Consider the following 15,328-nt stretch of genomic DNA (forward strand, 5'->3'; position numbering starts at 1 on the left):
TCATGGAGATAGGCAGGCAGGCATCAGGAAATAACAAAAAAGGCGGTCAAGCCATGTTCAAGCATTCGAAAGTACGTCAAGCCGGGCTCATTCTATTTGCCACTACGCTGTTGTTGATTTTGCCGAACCTGACCAAGGTGATTGGCTGATCGAGCATCAGGGTTTTCATTTCGCCTGATTAAAAATGTGATTGGCTCGCTACCCGGGCCAGCGTGGCTGTGCCAACCTTTGCGGCACTTCTCACGACATGGACGGCGATCATTTGAAAACGCTCATTCTGTTTGGGGCCTTGCTGCTCAGCACGCCTCTGTTTGCCGCACAGCTGAATCTTGAGCTGGGCGCGAGCCCTCGCACGTGGCAAACCGAGGAATTGCTCAAGCATCCTCAGGTTCAGACCGTCACGATCACTAACGACGTTTCCTACAAGCGGGACATGAGCTATCGCGCCGTGCCGTTGGCGGCGTTGTTGACGGGTATCCAGCCTGACGATCATCTGCAAGCCGTTGCCCTGGATGGTTTTGCCGCCGAACTGGCTGCCGCGCCGCTGCTCAATACCCAAGGGGCGCGGGCCTGGCTGGCGATTGAAGACCCGGCCAAGCCGTGGCCGCCGCTGTCAGAGGGCAAGCACAGTGCCGGGCCGTTTTATCTGGTCTGGACCGATCCGCAGGCGGGCAATATCAGCCCCGAGCAATGGCCGTTCGAAGTGGCCAGTATCAAGCGCATGGCGCCGGTGGCCGAGCGCTTCCCTGCCTTGCTTCCCGATCCTGCGCTGAAGGCGGACGATCCGGTGAACAAGGGCTTTGCGCTGTTTCAGAAGAACTGCCTGGCGTGTCATCGATTGAATGGCGCGGGGGATGCGCAGTTCGGGCCGGACCTGAATATTCCGTTCAACCCGACCGAGTATTTCGGCGCGGACTTCCTCAAGCGCTACATTCGTGACCCGCAGAGTTTGCGTCAGTGGCCACAGGCGAAGATGCCCGCGTTCTCGACGACGGTATTGCCGGAGGGGGATCTGGAATTGTTGGTGGGGTATTTGAAGCACATGGCGGGACGGAAGGTGCAACCCTGAAGACATCCTACCTGTGGGAGCGGGCTTGCCCGCGATAGCATTATCTCAGACACCAATACGGTGACTGGAAGACCGTCATCGCGGGCAAGCCCGCTCCCACAGTGGGTGTGCGGTATCCCCGATTACTGCTGCTGGACGGAGATCACCGGCAGCGGCGTCGGCGAAACAAACACCTTGGCATGCATCTGCTCGCACCCACCGCCACGGCGCATGCCGCGCACCGGGCAGGCGTCGAGGTAGTCGAGGCCCACAGCCAGTTTCAGGTGACGCTCAGGGCGGGCCAGTTCGTTGGTCACGTCGAAGCTGTACCAGGCGTCATCCAGCCAGGCTTCAGCCCAGGCGTGACTGGCCAGGTGCTCGCTGTTCTCGCTGTATAAATACCCCGACACATAGCGCGACGGGACCCCAAGGCTGCGGGCGCAGGCGAGAAACGCATGGGTATGGTCCTGGCAGACCCCGGAACGCCTGGCAAAAGCTTGCGCGGCGCTGGTGTCCACTTCGGTGGAACCCGGCGCGTAGGTCATGTGCTGGTTCAGGCCATGCATCAAATCGATCAGCGCCGTGCGATCCCGGCGCTGTTTGCACTGTTTCTCGGCAAACGCGCGCAGGGCTTCGTCCGCTTCGGTCAGCCGGGTGAAGCGCAGGAACGGCAGCGCCGACTGGCTCTCATGCTCGGCTTCGCGCAATTCGTCGATGTCCACCTGGCCACGGGCTCCGATGATGATTGCCTCGTGGGGTTCGTCCAGGGTCAGCACATGCAGAATGTTGCCGAACGGATCGAGTTGCGCGCGCACCGGGCGCGGCAGGTCGAGCTGCCAGCTGAGCACATGCTGGCGCTCGCTGTCGTGAGGGGTCAGTCGCAGGTACTGGATGCTCGCCCGCACCTGATCTTCATAGTGATAGGTGGTCTCGTGGCTAATGGAAAGTCTCATGCAGCCTCCAGGTAGGAACTGTGAATGGCGTTGCCCAACTGGCGCACCAGCGGGATGAACTCGGTCAGCCAGGCGTGCAGGCCTTCGTCGAGGATTTCGTTGATACCGGTGTAACGCAGGCGCGCGTCCATCTCCGCCGCCAAACGCTGCGCAGGACGGCCATTGGCCCCCGGCAATTGGGCAAGGATCTGGTCGATTTCTTCGGTGCAGGCCCGCAGGGATCGCGGCACGTCGGCGCGCAGCAGCAACAGCTCGGCCACATGCCGGGCGCCGGGGGCATCGCGGTAGATCTCGGTGTAAGCCTCGAACGACGACAAAGCCCGCAGCAAGGCGCTCCACTGGTAGTAGGCGTGGGCCGTGCCGTCGCTGACCGCTTCGGCCTGATCGCCGGCCATTTCGTAACGGGCGTCGAGCAGGCGCAAGGTGTTGTCAGCCCTTTCGATAAAGGTACCCAGACGAATGAACCGAAACGCGTCGTTACGCATGATCGTGCCGTAGGACGCGCCGCGGAACAGGTGGGAACGCTCCTTGATCCACTCACAGAAACGGCTCATGCCGTAGCGACTCAAGCCCTGCTCGGCGATCCCGCGAATTTCCAGCCAGGTGGCGTTGATGTTTTCCCACATGTCGGCGGTGATTCGCCCACGCACCGCATGGGCACTGGCTCGCGCGGCACCGAGGCAACTGTAGATGCTCGCCGGGTTGGCCGCATCCAGAGCGAAGAAATGCAGCAGCCGTTCGGCATGCAAATCGCCGTGGCGCTCCAGGTAATCATCCAGGGTGCCGGTGATCAGCAACGGCATGGCAAGTTCGTGCAAGCCGTCGCCACGACCGTCCTGGGGCATCAGCGACAGCGAATAACTGATGTCGAGCATCCGTGCGAGGTTTTCCGCCCGCTCCAGGTAACGCGACATCCAATACAGATCCGAGGCAGTTCTACTTAACATGGCAGGCTTCCTTCAATCCTCGACCACCCAGGTGTCCTTGGTTCCGCCGCCCTGGGAGGAATTCACCACCAGGGAGCCTTCACGCAAGGCGACACGGGTCAAACCGCCGGGCACAACCCGGGTTTCGCGGCCAGACAATACAAACGGACGCAGGTCGATGTGGCGTGGAGCAATGCCGTTTTCGACAAAGGTCGGACAGGTCGATAAAGACAACGTCGGTTGGGCGATGTACGCGTGGGGCTTGGCTTTGATCCGCTCGCGGAAAGACTCGATTTCCGCCGCCGTCGCCGCCGGCCCCACCAGCATTCCGTAACCGCCGGAACCCTGGGTTTCCTTGACCACCAGCTCTGGAAGATTGGCCAAGACATGGGACAGTTCAGAGGGATTACGACACTGCCACGTCGGCACGTTCTTCAGGATTGGCTCTTCATCCAGGTAGAAACGAATCATGTCCGTGACGAAGGGATACACCGACTTGTCGTCCGCGACCCCGGTACCGATGGCATTCGCCAGCACCACGTTGCCGGAGCGATAGGACGACAGCAGCCCTGGCACGCCAAGCATCGAGTCCGGGTTGAACGCCAGCGGATCGAGGAAGGCATCGTCGAGGCGACGATAGATCACATCGACCGCTTTCGGCCCGTCCGTGGTGCGCATGAACACCTTGTCGTCGCGCACGAACAGGTCCGCGCCTTCCACCAGTTCAACGCCCATTTCCCGGGCCAGAAACGCATGCTCGAAAAATGCGCTGTTGAAGCGCCCTGGCGTCAGCACCACCACACTCGGGTTGTCGATCGGGCTGGAGCTTTTCAGGGTGTCGAGCAACAGGTTCGGATAGTGGTCGATTGGTGCGATGCGCTGGGCCGAGAACAACTCGGGGAACAGGCGCATCATCATCTTGCGGTCTTCGAGCATGTAGCTCACGCCACTGGGGGTACGAAGATTGTCTTCGAGCACGTAGTACGTGCCGTCGCCATCGCGCACCAGGTCGACACCGGAAATGTGCGAATAGATATCGCGGTGCAGATCCAGCCCTTGCATCGCCAACTGGTATTGCTCGTTGGCCAGCACTTGCTCGGCCGGGATGATGCCGGCCTTGATGATGCGCTGCTCGTGATAGAGGTCGGCAAGGAACATGTTCAATGCCTTGACCCGCTGAATGCAGCCGCGCTCGACGACCCGCCATTCACTGGCGGGGATACTGCGGGGAATGGTGTCGAAGGGAATCAGGCGCTCTGTCCCCTGCTCATCACCATAGAGCGTGAATGTAATCCCGGCACGATGAAATAACAGATCGGCCTCGCGTCGCCGTTGTGCCAGAAGCTCGTCAGGCGTTTCGGCCAGCCAACGGGCAAACTCCCGATAATGCGGGCGGACCTGGCCGCCGGCATCGTACATCTCATCAAAATAGGTGCGGATCATGCCGTACTCCTTGTCACCCGGACATCCAGGCCTTCGCAAGGCCCGTGCCATCGGCATAAACGCTTTGATATCAATCAGTTGGATAATAGCGCCACACGCACCGCACCAAATCCGTGCAGTAAATGCCCCAACCTGATCGCCCCCGCTTCATGGCGAAGCAATGCTGTCGCCTATCAGCAGCATAGTCAGAGTTGATTTCACCGCTCGGGGGGGAGATGCGGATAATTCGGGCATTCGCTGCAAAACTTATCGCTCTTCCCTTTTAGCCACTTGTTTAGGTGGCTTTTTTTTGTCCGTTTGAAATGTCGTGAAATAAAAGCAAGATCAAAAGATCTTTTTCACCCCCCACAAACGAAAACGGCCAACCCGAAGGTCAGCCGTTGCTGAGTGTTGTCGCTGTTCATAAGGTTATGCGAGTAGCCCTCGTACCTCCTGCTTGACGCCCCATCCTTCGATGATACCGCCCAAAGGTTCGACCACCGCCTCGAAGTCCTGCTCAAAGTCGCCGATCCCGTCGTAGGTGGCGTACATCACTTTGCTCAGTTCCAGATACCACGCACCGTCGTCGCGCACGCTGATCTGGGCATTCAAGGACTCACCACAAAAATGACCTGCCGCCCTGCGTGCCCGCTCCTCGTCCGGGAAAATGGCGTAGAACTCGATGGGGTGGAATCGTGAAAAGTCGAAACCGCCTTCTTTCATGCGGCGCAGCACGCTGCTGCTGATGTCTTCTTGATAGGCTGTGCTCATGAAACGTCCCCCTCAGACTGATGGATAGACTTTCCGTATTCCCTGCACTTTCAACCGATTGGCGAGAGCGATACGACAACAGAAGTTGCCGACGGGAAACAAGCATGTAGCTGACAAGACCAGACCTTAGCGAGTCATTCGCTGATCTCGCTTGCAGAGTAGCCCCAAGACAGAGCCGCTGCCAAGGTCTGGTGGTGAATGTGACAAGAGGTGTATCAGATCGGGGTAATACCGAGGATTTCAATGCTGTACTGGGATTTCAGACTTTTGACGGTCGGATCATCGGTACGACCCTCCAGATCATTGAGATCCAGTTCGGCAGCGACCGGCAGGCGCCGGGCGCGAATGAGTTTGGCGGCTTGCTCGCTGTTCGGGCATTCCTCGCACTCGAAGAGTTCGTCGACTGTTTCACCGTGATCATCCACGAAAGTGATTTTCCACTTTTGCATCGGTGCCTCCTCGATAACCCCGCAAAGGGGCTTACAACTATCTGGACTTTTACTCTGAGTGATCGTTCAAACGGATTACACCGCAAAGTATGAAAAGTAGACGGCATTGTGGGAGCGAGCCTGCTCGCGAAAGCGGTGTGTCAGTCGACATCTCTATTGACTGGAAGACCGTCTTCGCGAGCAGGCTCGCTCCCACAGAGGTTATGCGCAGGATTTAGTCGTTGCTGGGTTTGTTCACCGCTTGCAGCACGTATTGCGGCAAGGCGAACGCACCGATGTGGATTTCCGGGTTGTAGTAGCGGGTGATGATGCCGCTGCCAGCGAAACGCTGTTGCAAGGTTTCGCGGGACAACTTGCGATAGGCGGTATCGGTCGCGCCCCAGGCGAAGGTCATCGCGCCGCCGATGTAGGTCGGCACGGCCGCCTGATAGAAGTGCCAGTCCGGGAACAGGCTGCGCAGGCGGCCGGCGGTGGTTTTGACTTCTTCGATCTGCATGAACGGGGTGCCGTTCTGGGTCACCAGAATGCCGCCTTCGTTCAGGCAGCGACGGCAAGCCTGGTAGAAGTTTTCGGAGAACAGCACTTCGCCCGGACCGATCGGATCGGTGGAGTCGGAAATGATCACATCGAACTTTTCGGTGGTGGTGGCAACAAAACGCATGCCGTCGTCGATCACCAGGTTCAGGCGTGGATCATCGAACGCACCCTTGGAGTGGTTCGGCAGGAATTCCTTGCACATGTCGACCACGGTGCCGTCGATCTCGACCATGGTGATGTGCTCGACGCTGCGGTGCTTGGCCACTTCACGCAGCATGCCGCCGTCGCCGCCACCGATGATCAGCACGCGCTTGGCGGTGCCATGGGCGAGGATCGGCACGTGGGTGAGCATTTCGTGGTAGATGAACTCGTCGGCTTCGGTGGTCTGGATTACGCCGTCCAGCGCCATCACCCGGCCCATGCGCGGGTTCTCGAAGATCACCAGGTGCTGGTGCTCGGTGCGCACTTCGTGCAGCAGTTTTTCCATGCGAAAACGCTGGCCATAGCCTTCGTAAAGGGTTTCCAGGTACTCGCTGGTTGGGGTATTGCTCATGGGAAGTGCTCCGATGAATGCGGGTGGCAACGGACGGTTACCCGCCCATGATGGCCAATCGATCGCCTCGATTGACCGGGAAAGGCGCGCATTCTACGTTGCGGAACATGACAGGTCGAACCTTCGTCAGACAGAAGACATTTTGCACGCTCAAAAGACCCACTGTGGGAGCGGGCTTGCTCGCTCCCACAGGGGAAATGTGTCGGCCCTGAGAGCGGTATCAGATCCGCACGTCGCCTCGCGGCCCGGCGATGGCCCAGATGATCAGGCCCAGGACCGGCAGCAGGAGAATCAACAGCACCCAGAGGATTTTCATCCCGGTGTCGGCGCCACTTTTAAGCACGTTGATGATGGCCCAGATGTCCAGGGCAAGAATAATCAGGCCGATCAGACTGTTGAACGTGGAACCCATGGTGACGCTCCCAAAAAGTGATAGGCACTCTTAGGATAGTCGGGCCTGACGAGGGTTCCGTTTTATTACCGCCGTAGACGGCTTCAGACGTGGATGGCCAGTTTCAGGGCTTCCAGGGATGGCGCGGCAGCGATGCCGACTTCGGCGCACAATTCGAGTACCCGTGGCACGTCATTACCGTAGACCAGCACCACTTGCAGTTCATCGTCGAGCAACTGGCTGAAGTTCATCAACACGTAGCCACCGTTTTCCTTGTTCATGCTGCTCATCTGCACTTGAATGCGGTTGAGCGCCGTCAGGGCTTCGGTTTTGGCCAGTTGCTTGGGTTTGATGTTGAATTCAACGCCGGGGCCAAACGAGGCGACGATCTGCGCGAACAGGTCCATGTAGGTGTCAGCCTGGAACAGCACGGTTTCCGGCAAGCTGCCGACGACTACCCACTCACCCAACGGGATCGGGAAGGTGTCGTCGTAGTTGATGTCCGGATTGGCCGTCAGAAAAGCCTCGGGGTCGGCGTAGGCCTGAGCCGCTTCGTCAGCGACTTTCAGGATTTCGTCCTCGCCCATGCACCCGGAGCTGATTTTGCTGATGAGTTCGACGAGTGCGGCTTTCATGGGGCGGATCCTGTAGCGAGGGAATTTTGAGGGCGCGAAGGATAGCGCATTAAAAACGGATTGCGGGGCCTGGCATGAACCTGTGGCGAGGGAGCTTGCGCCCGCTGGGCTGCGAAGCAGCCCCAAAATCAGCCATCGCGGTCATTCAGATAGACCGCATTCGCCGGGTTTACGACTGCTTCGCAGCCCAGCGGGAGCAAGCTCCCTCGCCACAAAAGCCCCGCGACACTAGAGAGTGTCAGGCCAGGAGTTTTTGCAGCTGCGCCGTGGTATCCGCCGCGCCCATGGTCTTGGCCGCATCCAGTGCGGATACACCGTTGGCATCCTTGGCTTTCGGATCGGCGCCTTTGCTGATCAGGTAGTCGATGATTTCGACACGGTTGAACATCGCCGCCATCATCAGTGCCGTGCGACCGTCGAAGGACGAACCTTCCACCTCCGCGCGCCCCTCAACCAACGCCTTGACCACCGCCAGATCACCCTTGAACGCCGCACCGGCAATCGGGCTCTGGCCGTTGTCGTTGCGGATTTCCGGGTCGGCCTTGTGCTCGAGCAGGACTTTTACCGTGTCGACATGGCCGTGGTAGGCGGCGAGCATCAGCAAGGTGTCGCCCTTGTGGTTGCGCAGGTTCGGCGGCAGGCCCTTGGTCAGCAGCGCAGCCATCATGGCCGCATCGCCCTCGCGCGCTTTGTTGAACACCTGTTCGGCAAATTCAGCAGCCTCTTCGGGGGTCATCTGGCGGCTTTTGTCTGACATTGGGGACTCCACATTCGGTCAATCGGAAAGCCGATAGTTTCCCGAGCGCTCCGGAACCTGTCACTTCTTTTTTCTCATGGATGGCCATAGCCATATTCAATACGGGCCACACTCAATAGCGGTACTTGCCGCCGTAGATATCCGCCAGCACCTGCTCGGTGACTTGCACGTAAGTCTGGGTACCCGGCAACCAGGCGTAGATCGGGTCATCGCCGGTTTTGTTCGGGTCGAAGGCTTCGTCCTTGAGCCGGGTCTTCTGGTATTTGAACGTCCCGGTGGTCTCCATTTTCACTTTCACTCGCAGGAACAGTGGCACCGCATAAGCAGGCATTTGCTGCCTGGCGAAAGCCAGCAACTCACTGAAATCCAGGGTCGCCAGCGATTCAGCCGGCGTGATCGCCACCATCCCGGCACGCCCGTTGGTGTTGTGGATTTCCACGCCATAGGCCACGGCTTCGGCGATCTGCGGGTGTTGCAGGAGGATGTTTTCAACCTCGGTGGTCGAGACGTTTTCACCCTTCCAGCGGTAGGTGTCGCCCAAGCGATCCACAAACTGCGCATGGCCGAAACCAATGTTGCGCAGCAGGTCACCGGTATTGAAGTAACGGTCGCCCGTCTTGAACACGTCGTGGAGCACGACTTTGGCGGTCTTCTGCGGATCGGTGTAGCCGTCCAGCGGCGCCTTGTCGTCGATCCTCGCCAGCAGCAGACCTTGCTCGCCCTTGGCCACTTTGTGCATGAATCCCTGGGCATCACGTGTAGGTGCGCCGCTGTCGTGGTCGTACGCCACCAGTTCCCAGGCCATCAGGGAAAACCCGATGGTGTTGTCGAAATTGAGGATGTTGGTAAAACCGATGTTGCCGTCGCTGGCGGCGTACAACTCGCAGATATGGTTCACGGCAAACCGGGTCTTGAACTCGCTCCACGCACCAGGGCGCAGCCCATTGCCGATCATCTTCGTCACGCCGTGCCGACTGTCGTCGATGCTTGGCGGTTGATCCACCAGGTAACGACACAATTCGCCGACGTAACCGAGGGTGGTCGCTCGGTATTTGCGCACGTCGCTCCAAAACTGGCTGGCGCTGAACTTGCGGCGGATGGCAAACCCCGACGCCCCGCTGATCGCCGAACCCCAGCACACGCAGAGCCCGGTGGCGTGGTACAGCGGCAAGGTGCAATAGACGATGTCCTGCGGCTGCATGTCCAGGGCGATCAACCCGAAACTGGCGGAACTGCGCATCCAGCGGCCGTGCTTGAACACCCCGGCCTTGGGCAACCCGGTGGTGCCCGAGGTGTAGATATAGAAACAAGGGTCGTCGAGAAAAACCTGCCGGCTGCTGTCGGGGTTGCTGCTGGACGCGTCGCAGCTGGCCATCATCAGGTTGATGAAACCATCGGGCGTTTTGCCCGGATCGCTGAAGGTGTCTTGATCGGCGACAAACCAGGTGCGCGCCGCTTCGATGGCCACCCGTTCACGGACTGCGTTGAAGGCTGGAACCAGCTCTTCTCCGACGACGATCGCCACGGGCGCCACCAGGTTCAGACTGTGAGCGAGGGTGTCGCGGGTCTGTGAGGTATTGAGCAAGGCGCTGATCGCGCCGACCTTGGCCACCGCCAATATCGTCACCAGCAGCTCTACGCGATTCTCGATGAAGATCGCCACCACATCGCCCTTACCGATGCCTTGGGCGATCAGGTGATGGGCGATGCGATTGGCCCATTGATTGACCTGTGTATAAGTGAGCGCCACCTCGCCCTGCAACAAGGCCGGGCCATCGGGATTGCGCAACGTCGCCTGTTCGAAGCTCCAACCGAGGCCACACGGTTGGGTCGGGTCCTTGACGTTGGCGGCTTTCATGCCCCTCACCACGCGAGGAATGGCTTTGGCAATGGAAGGCAGCTTGCGCAGCATCATGCCCCAGGTAATCGTGTCGTTCAGCGTGCGGCTCATGGTTGCTCCCGTTCGATCTTCTTATTGTCGGGTGGCGTTGATTGAGGCCGAAAATACGTCAGCGCTTCTTGAGCTGTACACGCGGTTTTTGCAATGTTTTGTATCCGCACGCGAAGCGTTCGGTCGAACATTCGAAATGCGGAACCCTGGCGTTGTGATTGGTTCCATCCGGTCGACGGCGACCACGCAAAATGCAGGATGCACGATGGCCATTCATGCAAATTGCACGAACACCAAAAATACCAAAAAACATAAGCTATTGATTTGTATAGTGTTTTAAAAAATCAGGCGCTGGCACAATCACTGCAACTACCTCTCCATGTTGCCCTTCAAGCACTCACGGAGCCGATAGACATGAGCCTGATCCAGGAAAAATTTTCGTCGCTGTTCTCCAACTTCGAAGTGACCACCCAGCCACGGCCTGACGGCGGCATTCTGCTGACCCTGCGCGGTCAGGAAGGTAAAGTCTTCAAACGTTCGATTTCCTACCAACAAATGCATGCCGGCGATCAGCTGTCGTGGGTGATCAGCGCGATTCGCCGTGACATCGCCGAACAGGCCAGCGAACTGCCGCAGATCTCCATGCTGCAAAGCCAGCAACGGTTCGCCCTGCCGACCTATCACTCGGCGTAAACATGCTTTAAACAAACAGGCCGTGAAAGCTTTCGCTTCACGGCCTGTTGTGTTTCTGGAGTTGCGCAATCCATGTGGGAGCGAGCAGGCTCGCTCCCACAGGTTATGTGCATTGATCCTTAAAAAGTGGAAGGATTTATCCGCGCAAAACTGTCGACGGTCACATGCCCCGCCAACTCCCCGCCCTCACGGGCCAGGCCACAAGTGGCCATGCCGGCCGCACGCGCCGCGTCCAGTTCCTGAACGATGTCGGACAGAAACAGAATCTGCGAAGCCTCGATGCCAATCGCCTGGGTGATGCGCTCGTAGGACTGCGCTTCGCGCTTGGGCCCCGAGGTGGTGTCGAAATAGCCGCTGAACAACGGCGACAAGTCACCCGCCTGCGAGCAGCCGAAGATCAGTTTTTGCGCCTGGATCGAGCCCGAAGAATAAACAAACAGCTGATAACCTTCCTGATGCCAGCGCTTGAGCGCTTCAACGGCGTCCGGATAAACGTGGCCCTTCAACTGCCCGGCTTGATAACCCTGCTCCCAGACCATGCCCTGCAACGCTTTGAGCGGCGTGGCTTTGCGGTCTTCGGCGATCCAGCCCAGCAAAATGTCGATGACCCGTTCAACATCGGCGCCCGGCTCATTATTGTCCCGGCGCACGGCCACCAGTTGCTCGGCCACATCGGCGCGCCCGGCGTTCTGGCGAACGAAGTCCGGCAGGTGTTTGGCTGCATACGGAAACAACACGTCGAACACAAAACTCACCGCGCTGGTGGTGCCTTCGATGTCGGTGAGAATCGCTTTGATCGGCATCGGTTCAGTCCTCAAGACGCGGGAAGTGGCTGGCGATGTTGTCGCCGGTGAAATTGGCCACCCAGCCTTCGGGGTTGTTGAACAGGCGGATCGCGACGAAATGCGGGTTTTCGCCCATGTCGAACCAGTGCGGCGTGCCGGCTGGCACGGAGATCAGGTCATTTTTCTCGCAGAGCACGGCGTAGACGTAATCGCCGATGTGCAGGGTGAACAAGCCACGGCCGGCGACGAAAAATCGCACTTCGTCTTCGCCGTGACGGTGTTCATCGAGGAACTTGGCACGCAACTCGTCTTTTTGCGGGTGATCGCTGTTCAGGCTGACCACGTCGACGGTGATGTAACCGCGCTCGGTCATCAGCTGGTCGATTTGCTCCTGATACGCGGCGATCACTTCTTCCTGGCTGGCGCCGGGCTGGATTTTCGCCGCAGCTTGCCAACGGTCGAAGCGCACGCCCTGTTCGGCCAGGGTCGAGGCGATGTCTTCGAGGTGGGTCAACACCTTGTTCGGAATTTCAGGGCTTGAGACGTGATAAACGGACAGGCTGCTCATCTGGGCAACTCCTTAACGGTTCATGCTTTATGGTTCGAGAGCGAGCGCGTCTTCAACTCGCACTCGAACAAAAATTCAAAGGCCTCGATCTGCCGCAAAGCATCGCTCATCCGTGCGCCCCAGGTGTAGAGGCCATGGCCGCGAATCAGGTAGCCGACGCAATCAGGATGAGCATCGAGCCAAGGCTGCACCTTGGCGGCCAGCCGCGCAATGTCCTGATCGTTGTCGAAAATCGGCACGCGCACACGGGACTCGTGGGTCGAGACACCGCTGAAGGCCTTTTGCAGTTCGTAGTCTTCGAACTCGATGAACGCTTCCGGCGTCAGGCGCGACAGCACCGTGGCGTTCACCGAATGGGTGTGCAGTACCGCACCGATCTCAGCGCGCCAGCTATAGAGCTGAGTGTGCAGCAGGGTTTCGGCGGACGGCTTTTTGCCGGGCTCCAGACTATTGCCCGACATATCAGTGGCCAGCACATCATCCGGGCCCAGTTGGCCCTTGTGCTTGCCGGACACGGTCAGCAAGGCTTCGGTTGGCGACAGGCGGGTCGAGTAATTGCTGCTGGTGGCCGGCGACCAGCCGCGGCCATACAGAAAACGCCCGGCGTCGATGATTTCCTGGGCGAGGTGTTCACGGGTGAGGCTCATGGCCTGTCCTCTTGCATACGTGTGGCAATGATAATGGCAGCGGCGAAGGCTGCGAGACTGGCAATACTAAAGGTCAATGTGGCACCGAGGGCATTCCAGCTGTAACCGGAGTACAACGCGCCCAACGCGCCGCCGGTGCCGGCCAGCGCGGCATACAACGCCTGGCCCTGCCCTTGCTGGCGTGCGCCGAAGCTACGTTGCACGAACTGGATGGCAGCCGCGTGAAAGCTGCCGAAGGTGGCGGCGTGCAGCACCTGGGCGAACAGCAGCACCCAGAGGAACTCGGCAAACGAACCGAGCAACAGCCAACGCAGGGCCGCCAGCAGGAAACTCGCCAGCAGCACCCGGCGCACCGAAAAACGCGTGAGGATCTTGCTCATGGCCAGAAACATCAAGACTTCGGCGACCACGCCGACCGCCCAGAGCATGCCGATCAGCCCGCGACTGTAACCGAGCCGCTCAAGGTGCAGGGTCAGAAAGGTGTAATACGGCCCGTGACTCATCTGCATCAGCGCCACGCAACCGTAGAATGCCAACACACCGGGGTTGCGCAATTGCTCGATAAACCCCTCCCCCGTCAGGCGATTGCCTTGGGCCGGTTGCGCATTGGGCACCCACAAACTGCTGACCACGATCCCGGCCATGATCAGCACCAACGCCACCGGATAGATGTCCAGGCTGAGCCATTCGAACAACCGGCCCAGCGCAACCACGGTGATGATGAAACCGATGGACCCCCATAGGCGGATCTGACTGTAGCGCGACGTCTGCCCCTGCAAATGCGCCAGGGTGATGACTTCGAACTGCGGCAATACCGCGTGCCAGAAGAACGCGTGCAAGGCCATGACCATCGCCAGCCACGCATAGCTTTTGCTGACGAAAATCAGCGAGAACGTCAGCAAGGTGCAGACCGCGCCGAAACGCACGATGGCCAGCCGTCGGCCGGTGTAATCACCGAGCCAGCCCCAGATATTCGGCGCCACGCAGCGCATCAGCATCGGGATCGCCACCAGTTCGCCGATGCGCGCGCTGGAAAAACCCAGGTGATCGAAGTACAGCGCCAGAAACGGCGCCGTCGAACCGAGCAAGGCGAAATAGAATAGATAGAAACTGGAGAGCCGCCAGTACGGGAGCGCCGCCACAGCCGTCAGACCGTAGCGACGTTAAGGTCAGCCATTAAAGCTGACCCAGCACCGGAGTGCTCACGCGAACATCGGCGTTCTGCCCACGGTGACGCAGCAGATGATCCATCAGCACGATGGCCATCATCGCTTCGGCGATCGGCGTGGCACGGATGCCGACGCACGGGTCGTGACGGCCCTTGGTGACGACCTCCACCGGGTTGCCATGGATGTCGATGGAACGGCCCGGCGTGGTGATGCTCGACGTTGGCTTCAGCGCCAGGTGCGCGACGATCGGCTGACCGGACGAGATGCCGCCCAGAATGCCGCCGGCGTTGTTGCTGAGGAAACCTTCCGGAGTCATTTCATCGCGGTGCTCGGTGCCGCGCTGGGCGATGCTGGCAAAACCGGCGCCGATCTCCACGCCTTTGACCGCGTTGATGCTCATCAGCGCGTGGGCCAGCTCGGCGTCGAGGCGGTCGAAGATCGGCTCGCCGAGGCCCGGCATCACGCCTTCGGCGACCACGGTGATCTTCGCGCCGACCGAATCCTGGTCACGGCGCAACTGGTCCATATAGGCTTCCAGCTCCGGCACTTTGTCCGGGTCGGGGCTGAAGAAGGCGTTTTCTTCCACCGAATCCCAGGTCTTGAACGGGATTTCGATCGGGCCGAGCTGGCTCATGTAGCCACGAATGACGATGCCCTGGGTGGCCAGGTACTTTTTCGCAATCGCCCCGGCCGCCACGCGCATGGCCGTTTCCCGGGCCGAGCTGCGACCGCCGCCGCGGTAATCGCGTTCGCCATATTTGTGGTGGTAGGTGTAGTCGGCGTGGGCCGGGCGGAACAGATCCTTAATCGCCGAGTAGTCCTTGGACTTCTGGTCGGTGTTGCGGATCAACAGGCCGATGGCGCAACCGGTGGTGCGGCCTTCGAACACGCCGCTGAGGATTTCGACTTCGTCGGCTTCCTGGCGCTGGGTGGTGTGGCGGCTGGTGCCGGGCTTGCGGCGGTCCAGGTCGCGCTGCAGGTCCTCAAGGGAAATCTCCAGGCCCGGCGGGCAGCCATCGACAATGGCGACCAACGCCGGACCATGGCTTTCGCCCGCGGTGGTGACAGTGAACAGCTTGCCGTAGGTATTGCCGGACATGCGGGACGCTCCGTGAAATCGAAACTAAAATACG

General features: G+C 59.6%; 17 protein-coding genes. 2 read left to right on the top strand and 15 right to left on the bottom strand.

The genetic code is table 11. The features are described from left to right. Nucleotides 1-247: 247 nt before the first annotated feature. Nucleotides 248-1,069, top strand: a complete 822-nt coding sequence (locus LOY38_RS20565) for a cytochrome c (RefSeq protein WP_258700765.1) — start codon at nucleotides 248-250, stop codon at nucleotides 1,067-1,069. A gap of 122 nt (nucleotides 1,070-1,191) precedes the next feature. Here the strand turns inward: LOY38_RS20565 and LOY38_RS20570 are convergent, their stop codons facing one another. The 10 genes from LOY38_RS20570 to LOY38_RS20615 form a co-directional block, all read right to left on the bottom strand. Further along, nucleotides 1,192-2,001, bottom strand: coding sequence for a transglutaminase family protein (locus LOY38_RS20570; RefSeq protein ID WP_258696815.1), 810 nt, complete (start codon nucleotides 1,999-2,001; stop codon nucleotides 1,192-1,194). After that, a complete protein-coding gene (locus tag LOY38_RS20575) occupies nucleotides 1,998-2,948 on the bottom strand; it encodes an alpha-E domain-containing protein (RefSeq protein WP_010456611.1) in 951 nt (316 codons plus the stop codon). Before LOY38_RS20575 ends, LOY38_RS20570 begins: the two co-directional genes overlap by 4 nt. 12 nt (nucleotides 2,949-2,960) lie before the next feature. Further along, a complete protein-coding gene (locus LOY38_RS20580; protein WP_223487611.1) occupies nucleotides 2,961-4,370 on the bottom strand; it encodes a circularly permuted type 2 ATP-grasp protein in 1,410 nt (469 codons plus the stop codon). A 408-nt stretch (nucleotides 4,371-4,778) separates the two neighbouring features. After that, on the bottom strand, nucleotides 4,779-5,120 hold the full coding sequence (locus tag LOY38_RS20585; RefSeq protein WP_258696816.1) for a ribonuclease E inhibitor RraB: 342 nt from the start codon (nucleotides 5,118-5,120) through the stop codon (nucleotides 4,779-4,781). Nucleotides 5,121-5,335: 215 nt separating this feature from the next. Then, on the bottom strand, nucleotides 5,336-5,569 hold the full coding sequence (locus LOY38_RS20590) for a hypothetical protein (RefSeq protein ID WP_105339692.1): 234 nt from the start codon (nucleotides 5,567-5,569) through the stop codon (nucleotides 5,336-5,338). A gap of 214 nt (nucleotides 5,570-5,783) precedes the next feature. Further along, the gene (gene speE, locus LOY38_RS20595) at nucleotides 5,784-6,659 is read right to left on the bottom strand and encodes a polyamine aminopropyltransferase (RefSeq protein ID WP_205889622.1); all 876 of its coding nucleotides are present in this window, start codon (nucleotides 6,657-6,659) and stop codon (nucleotides 5,784-5,786) included. Between the two features lie 220 nt (nucleotides 6,660-6,879). Continuing rightward, on the bottom strand, nucleotides 6,880-7,071 hold the full coding sequence (locus LOY38_RS20600; RefSeq protein WP_258696817.1) for a PLDc N-terminal domain-containing protein: 192 nt from the start codon (nucleotides 7,069-7,071) through the stop codon (nucleotides 6,880-6,882). A gap of 83 nt (nucleotides 7,072-7,154) precedes the next feature. After that, a complete protein-coding gene (locus LOY38_RS20605) occupies nucleotides 7,155-7,685 on the bottom strand; it encodes a hypothetical protein (protein ID WP_258696818.1) in 531 nt (176 codons plus the stop codon). A gap of 238 nt (nucleotides 7,686-7,923) precedes the next feature. Continuing rightward, nucleotides 7,924-8,442, bottom strand: a complete 519-nt coding sequence (locus LOY38_RS20610) for an ankyrin repeat domain-containing protein (protein WP_258696819.1) — start codon at nucleotides 8,440-8,442, stop codon at nucleotides 7,924-7,926. Nucleotides 8,443-8,554: 112 nt separating this feature from the next. Next, entirely contained in the window at nucleotides 8,555-10,393 is a 1,839-nt protein-coding gene (locus LOY38_RS20615) for a long-chain-acyl-CoA synthetase (RefSeq protein ID WP_258696820.1), read from the bottom strand. A gap of 354 nt (nucleotides 10,394-10,747) precedes the next feature. Here LOY38_RS20615 and LOY38_RS20620 point away from each other — a divergent pair, with 354 nt between their 5' ends. Next, on the top strand, nucleotides 10,748-11,026 hold the full coding sequence (locus tag LOY38_RS20620; RefSeq protein WP_258696821.1) for a DUF3509 domain-containing protein: 279 nt from the start codon (nucleotides 10,748-10,750) through the stop codon (nucleotides 11,024-11,026). 119 nt (nucleotides 11,027-11,145) lie between these two features. On the opposite strand, the gene mtnC is transcribed toward LOY38_RS20620, so the two are convergent. From mtnC to aroC, 5 genes are read right to left on the bottom strand one after another with little or no spacing between them, the layout of a single operon-like run. After that, the gene (gene mtnC / locus LOY38_RS20625) at nucleotides 11,146-11,829 is read right to left on the bottom strand and encodes an acireductone synthase (RefSeq protein WP_258696822.1); all 684 of its coding nucleotides are present in this window, start codon (nucleotides 11,827-11,829) and stop codon (nucleotides 11,146-11,148) included. Nucleotides 11,830-11,833: 4 nt separating this feature from the next. After that, the gene (locus tag LOY38_RS20630) at nucleotides 11,834-12,379 is read right to left on the bottom strand and encodes an acireductone dioxygenase (protein ID WP_258696823.1); all 546 of its coding nucleotides are present in this window, start codon (nucleotides 12,377-12,379) and stop codon (nucleotides 11,834-11,836) included. A gap of 20 nt (nucleotides 12,380-12,399) precedes the next feature. After that, nucleotides 12,400-13,026 carry a methylthioribulose 1-phosphate dehydratase gene (locus LOY38_RS20635; RefSeq protein WP_258696824.1) on the bottom strand — a complete coding sequence of 209 codons (627 nt, stop codon included), beginning with the start codon at nucleotides 13,024-13,026 and terminating at the stop codon, nucleotides 12,400-12,402. Continuing rightward, entirely contained in the window at nucleotides 13,023-14,168 is a 1,146-nt protein-coding gene (locus tag LOY38_RS20640) for an MFS transporter (protein WP_258696825.1), read from the bottom strand. The genes LOY38_RS20635 and LOY38_RS20640 overlap by 4 nt, the downstream gene beginning before the upstream one ends. A 34-nt stretch (nucleotides 14,169-14,202) precedes the next feature. Further along, nucleotides 14,203-15,294, bottom strand: a complete 1,092-nt coding sequence (aroC, locus tag LOY38_RS20645) for a chorismate synthase (RefSeq protein WP_007940813.1) — start codon at nucleotides 15,292-15,294, stop codon at nucleotides 14,203-14,205. Nucleotides 15,295-15,328: the final 34 nt, after the last annotated feature.

The sequence above is a fragment of the Pseudomonas sp. B21-015 genome, assembly GCF_024749285.1.
Taxonomy (GTDB): Bacteria; Pseudomonadota; Gammaproteobacteria; order Pseudomonadales; family Pseudomonadaceae; genus Aquipseudomonas.

Bases quoted from the DNA above. Each gene is read 5' to 3' on its own strand.
- LOY38_RS20635 (WP_258696824.1), bottom strand. From the start codon at position 13,026: ATGAGCCTCACCCGTGAACACCTCGCCCAGGAAATCATCGACGCCGGG.
- LOY38_RS20575 (WP_010456611.1), bottom strand. From the start codon at position 2,948: ATGTTAAGTAGAACTGCCTCGGATCTGTATTGGATGTCGCGTTACCTG.
- mtnC (WP_258696822.1), bottom strand. From the start codon at position 11,829: ATGCCGATCAAAGCGATTCTCACCGACATCGAAGGCACCACCAGCGCG.
- LOY38_RS20630 (WP_258696823.1), bottom strand. From the start codon at position 12,379: ATGAGCAGCCTGTCCGTTTATCACGTCTCAAGCCCTGAAATTCCGAAC.
- LOY38_RS20620 (WP_258696821.1), top strand. From the start codon at position 10,748: ATGAGCCTGATCCAGGAAAAATTTTCGTCGCTGTTCTCCAACTTCGAA.
- LOY38_RS20605 (WP_258696818.1), bottom strand. From the start codon at position 7,685: ATGAAAGCCGCACTCGTCGAACTCATCAGCAAAATCAGCTCCGGGTGC.
- LOY38_RS20590 (WP_105339692.1), bottom strand. From the start codon at position 5,569: ATGCAAAAGTGGAAAATCACTTTCGTGGATGATCACGGTGAAACAGTC.
- LOY38_RS20585 (WP_258696816.1), bottom strand. From the start codon at position 5,120: ATGAGCACAGCCTATCAAGAAGACATCAGCAGCAGCGTGCTGCGCCGC.
- LOY38_RS20610 (WP_258696819.1), bottom strand. From the start codon at position 8,442: ATGTCAGACAAAAGCCGCCAGATGACCCCCGAAGAGGCTGCTGAATTT.
- LOY38_RS20570 (WP_258696815.1), bottom strand. From the start codon at position 2,001: ATGAGACTTTCCATTAGCCACGAGACCACCTATCACTATGAAGATCAG.
- LOY38_RS20600 (WP_258696817.1), bottom strand. From the start codon at position 7,071: ATGGGTTCCACGTTCAACAGTCTGATCGGCCTGATTATTCTTGCCCTG.
- LOY38_RS20615 (WP_258696820.1), bottom strand. From the start codon at position 10,393: ATGAGCCGCACGCTGAACGACACGATTACCTGGGGCATGATGCTGCGC.
- LOY38_RS20565 (WP_258700765.1), top strand. From the start codon at position 248: ATGGACGGCGATCATTTGAAAACGCTCATTCTGTTTGGGGCCTTGCTG.
- aroC (WP_007940813.1), bottom strand. From the start codon at position 15,294: ATGTCCGGCAATACCTACGGCAAGCTGTTCACTGTCACCACCGCGGGC.
- speE (WP_205889622.1), bottom strand. From the start codon at position 6,659: ATGAGCAATACCCCAACCAGCGAGTACCTGGAAACCCTTTACGAAGGC.
- LOY38_RS20580 (WP_223487611.1), bottom strand. From the start codon at position 4,370: ATGATCCGCACCTATTTTGATGAGATGTACGATGCCGGCGGCCAGGTC.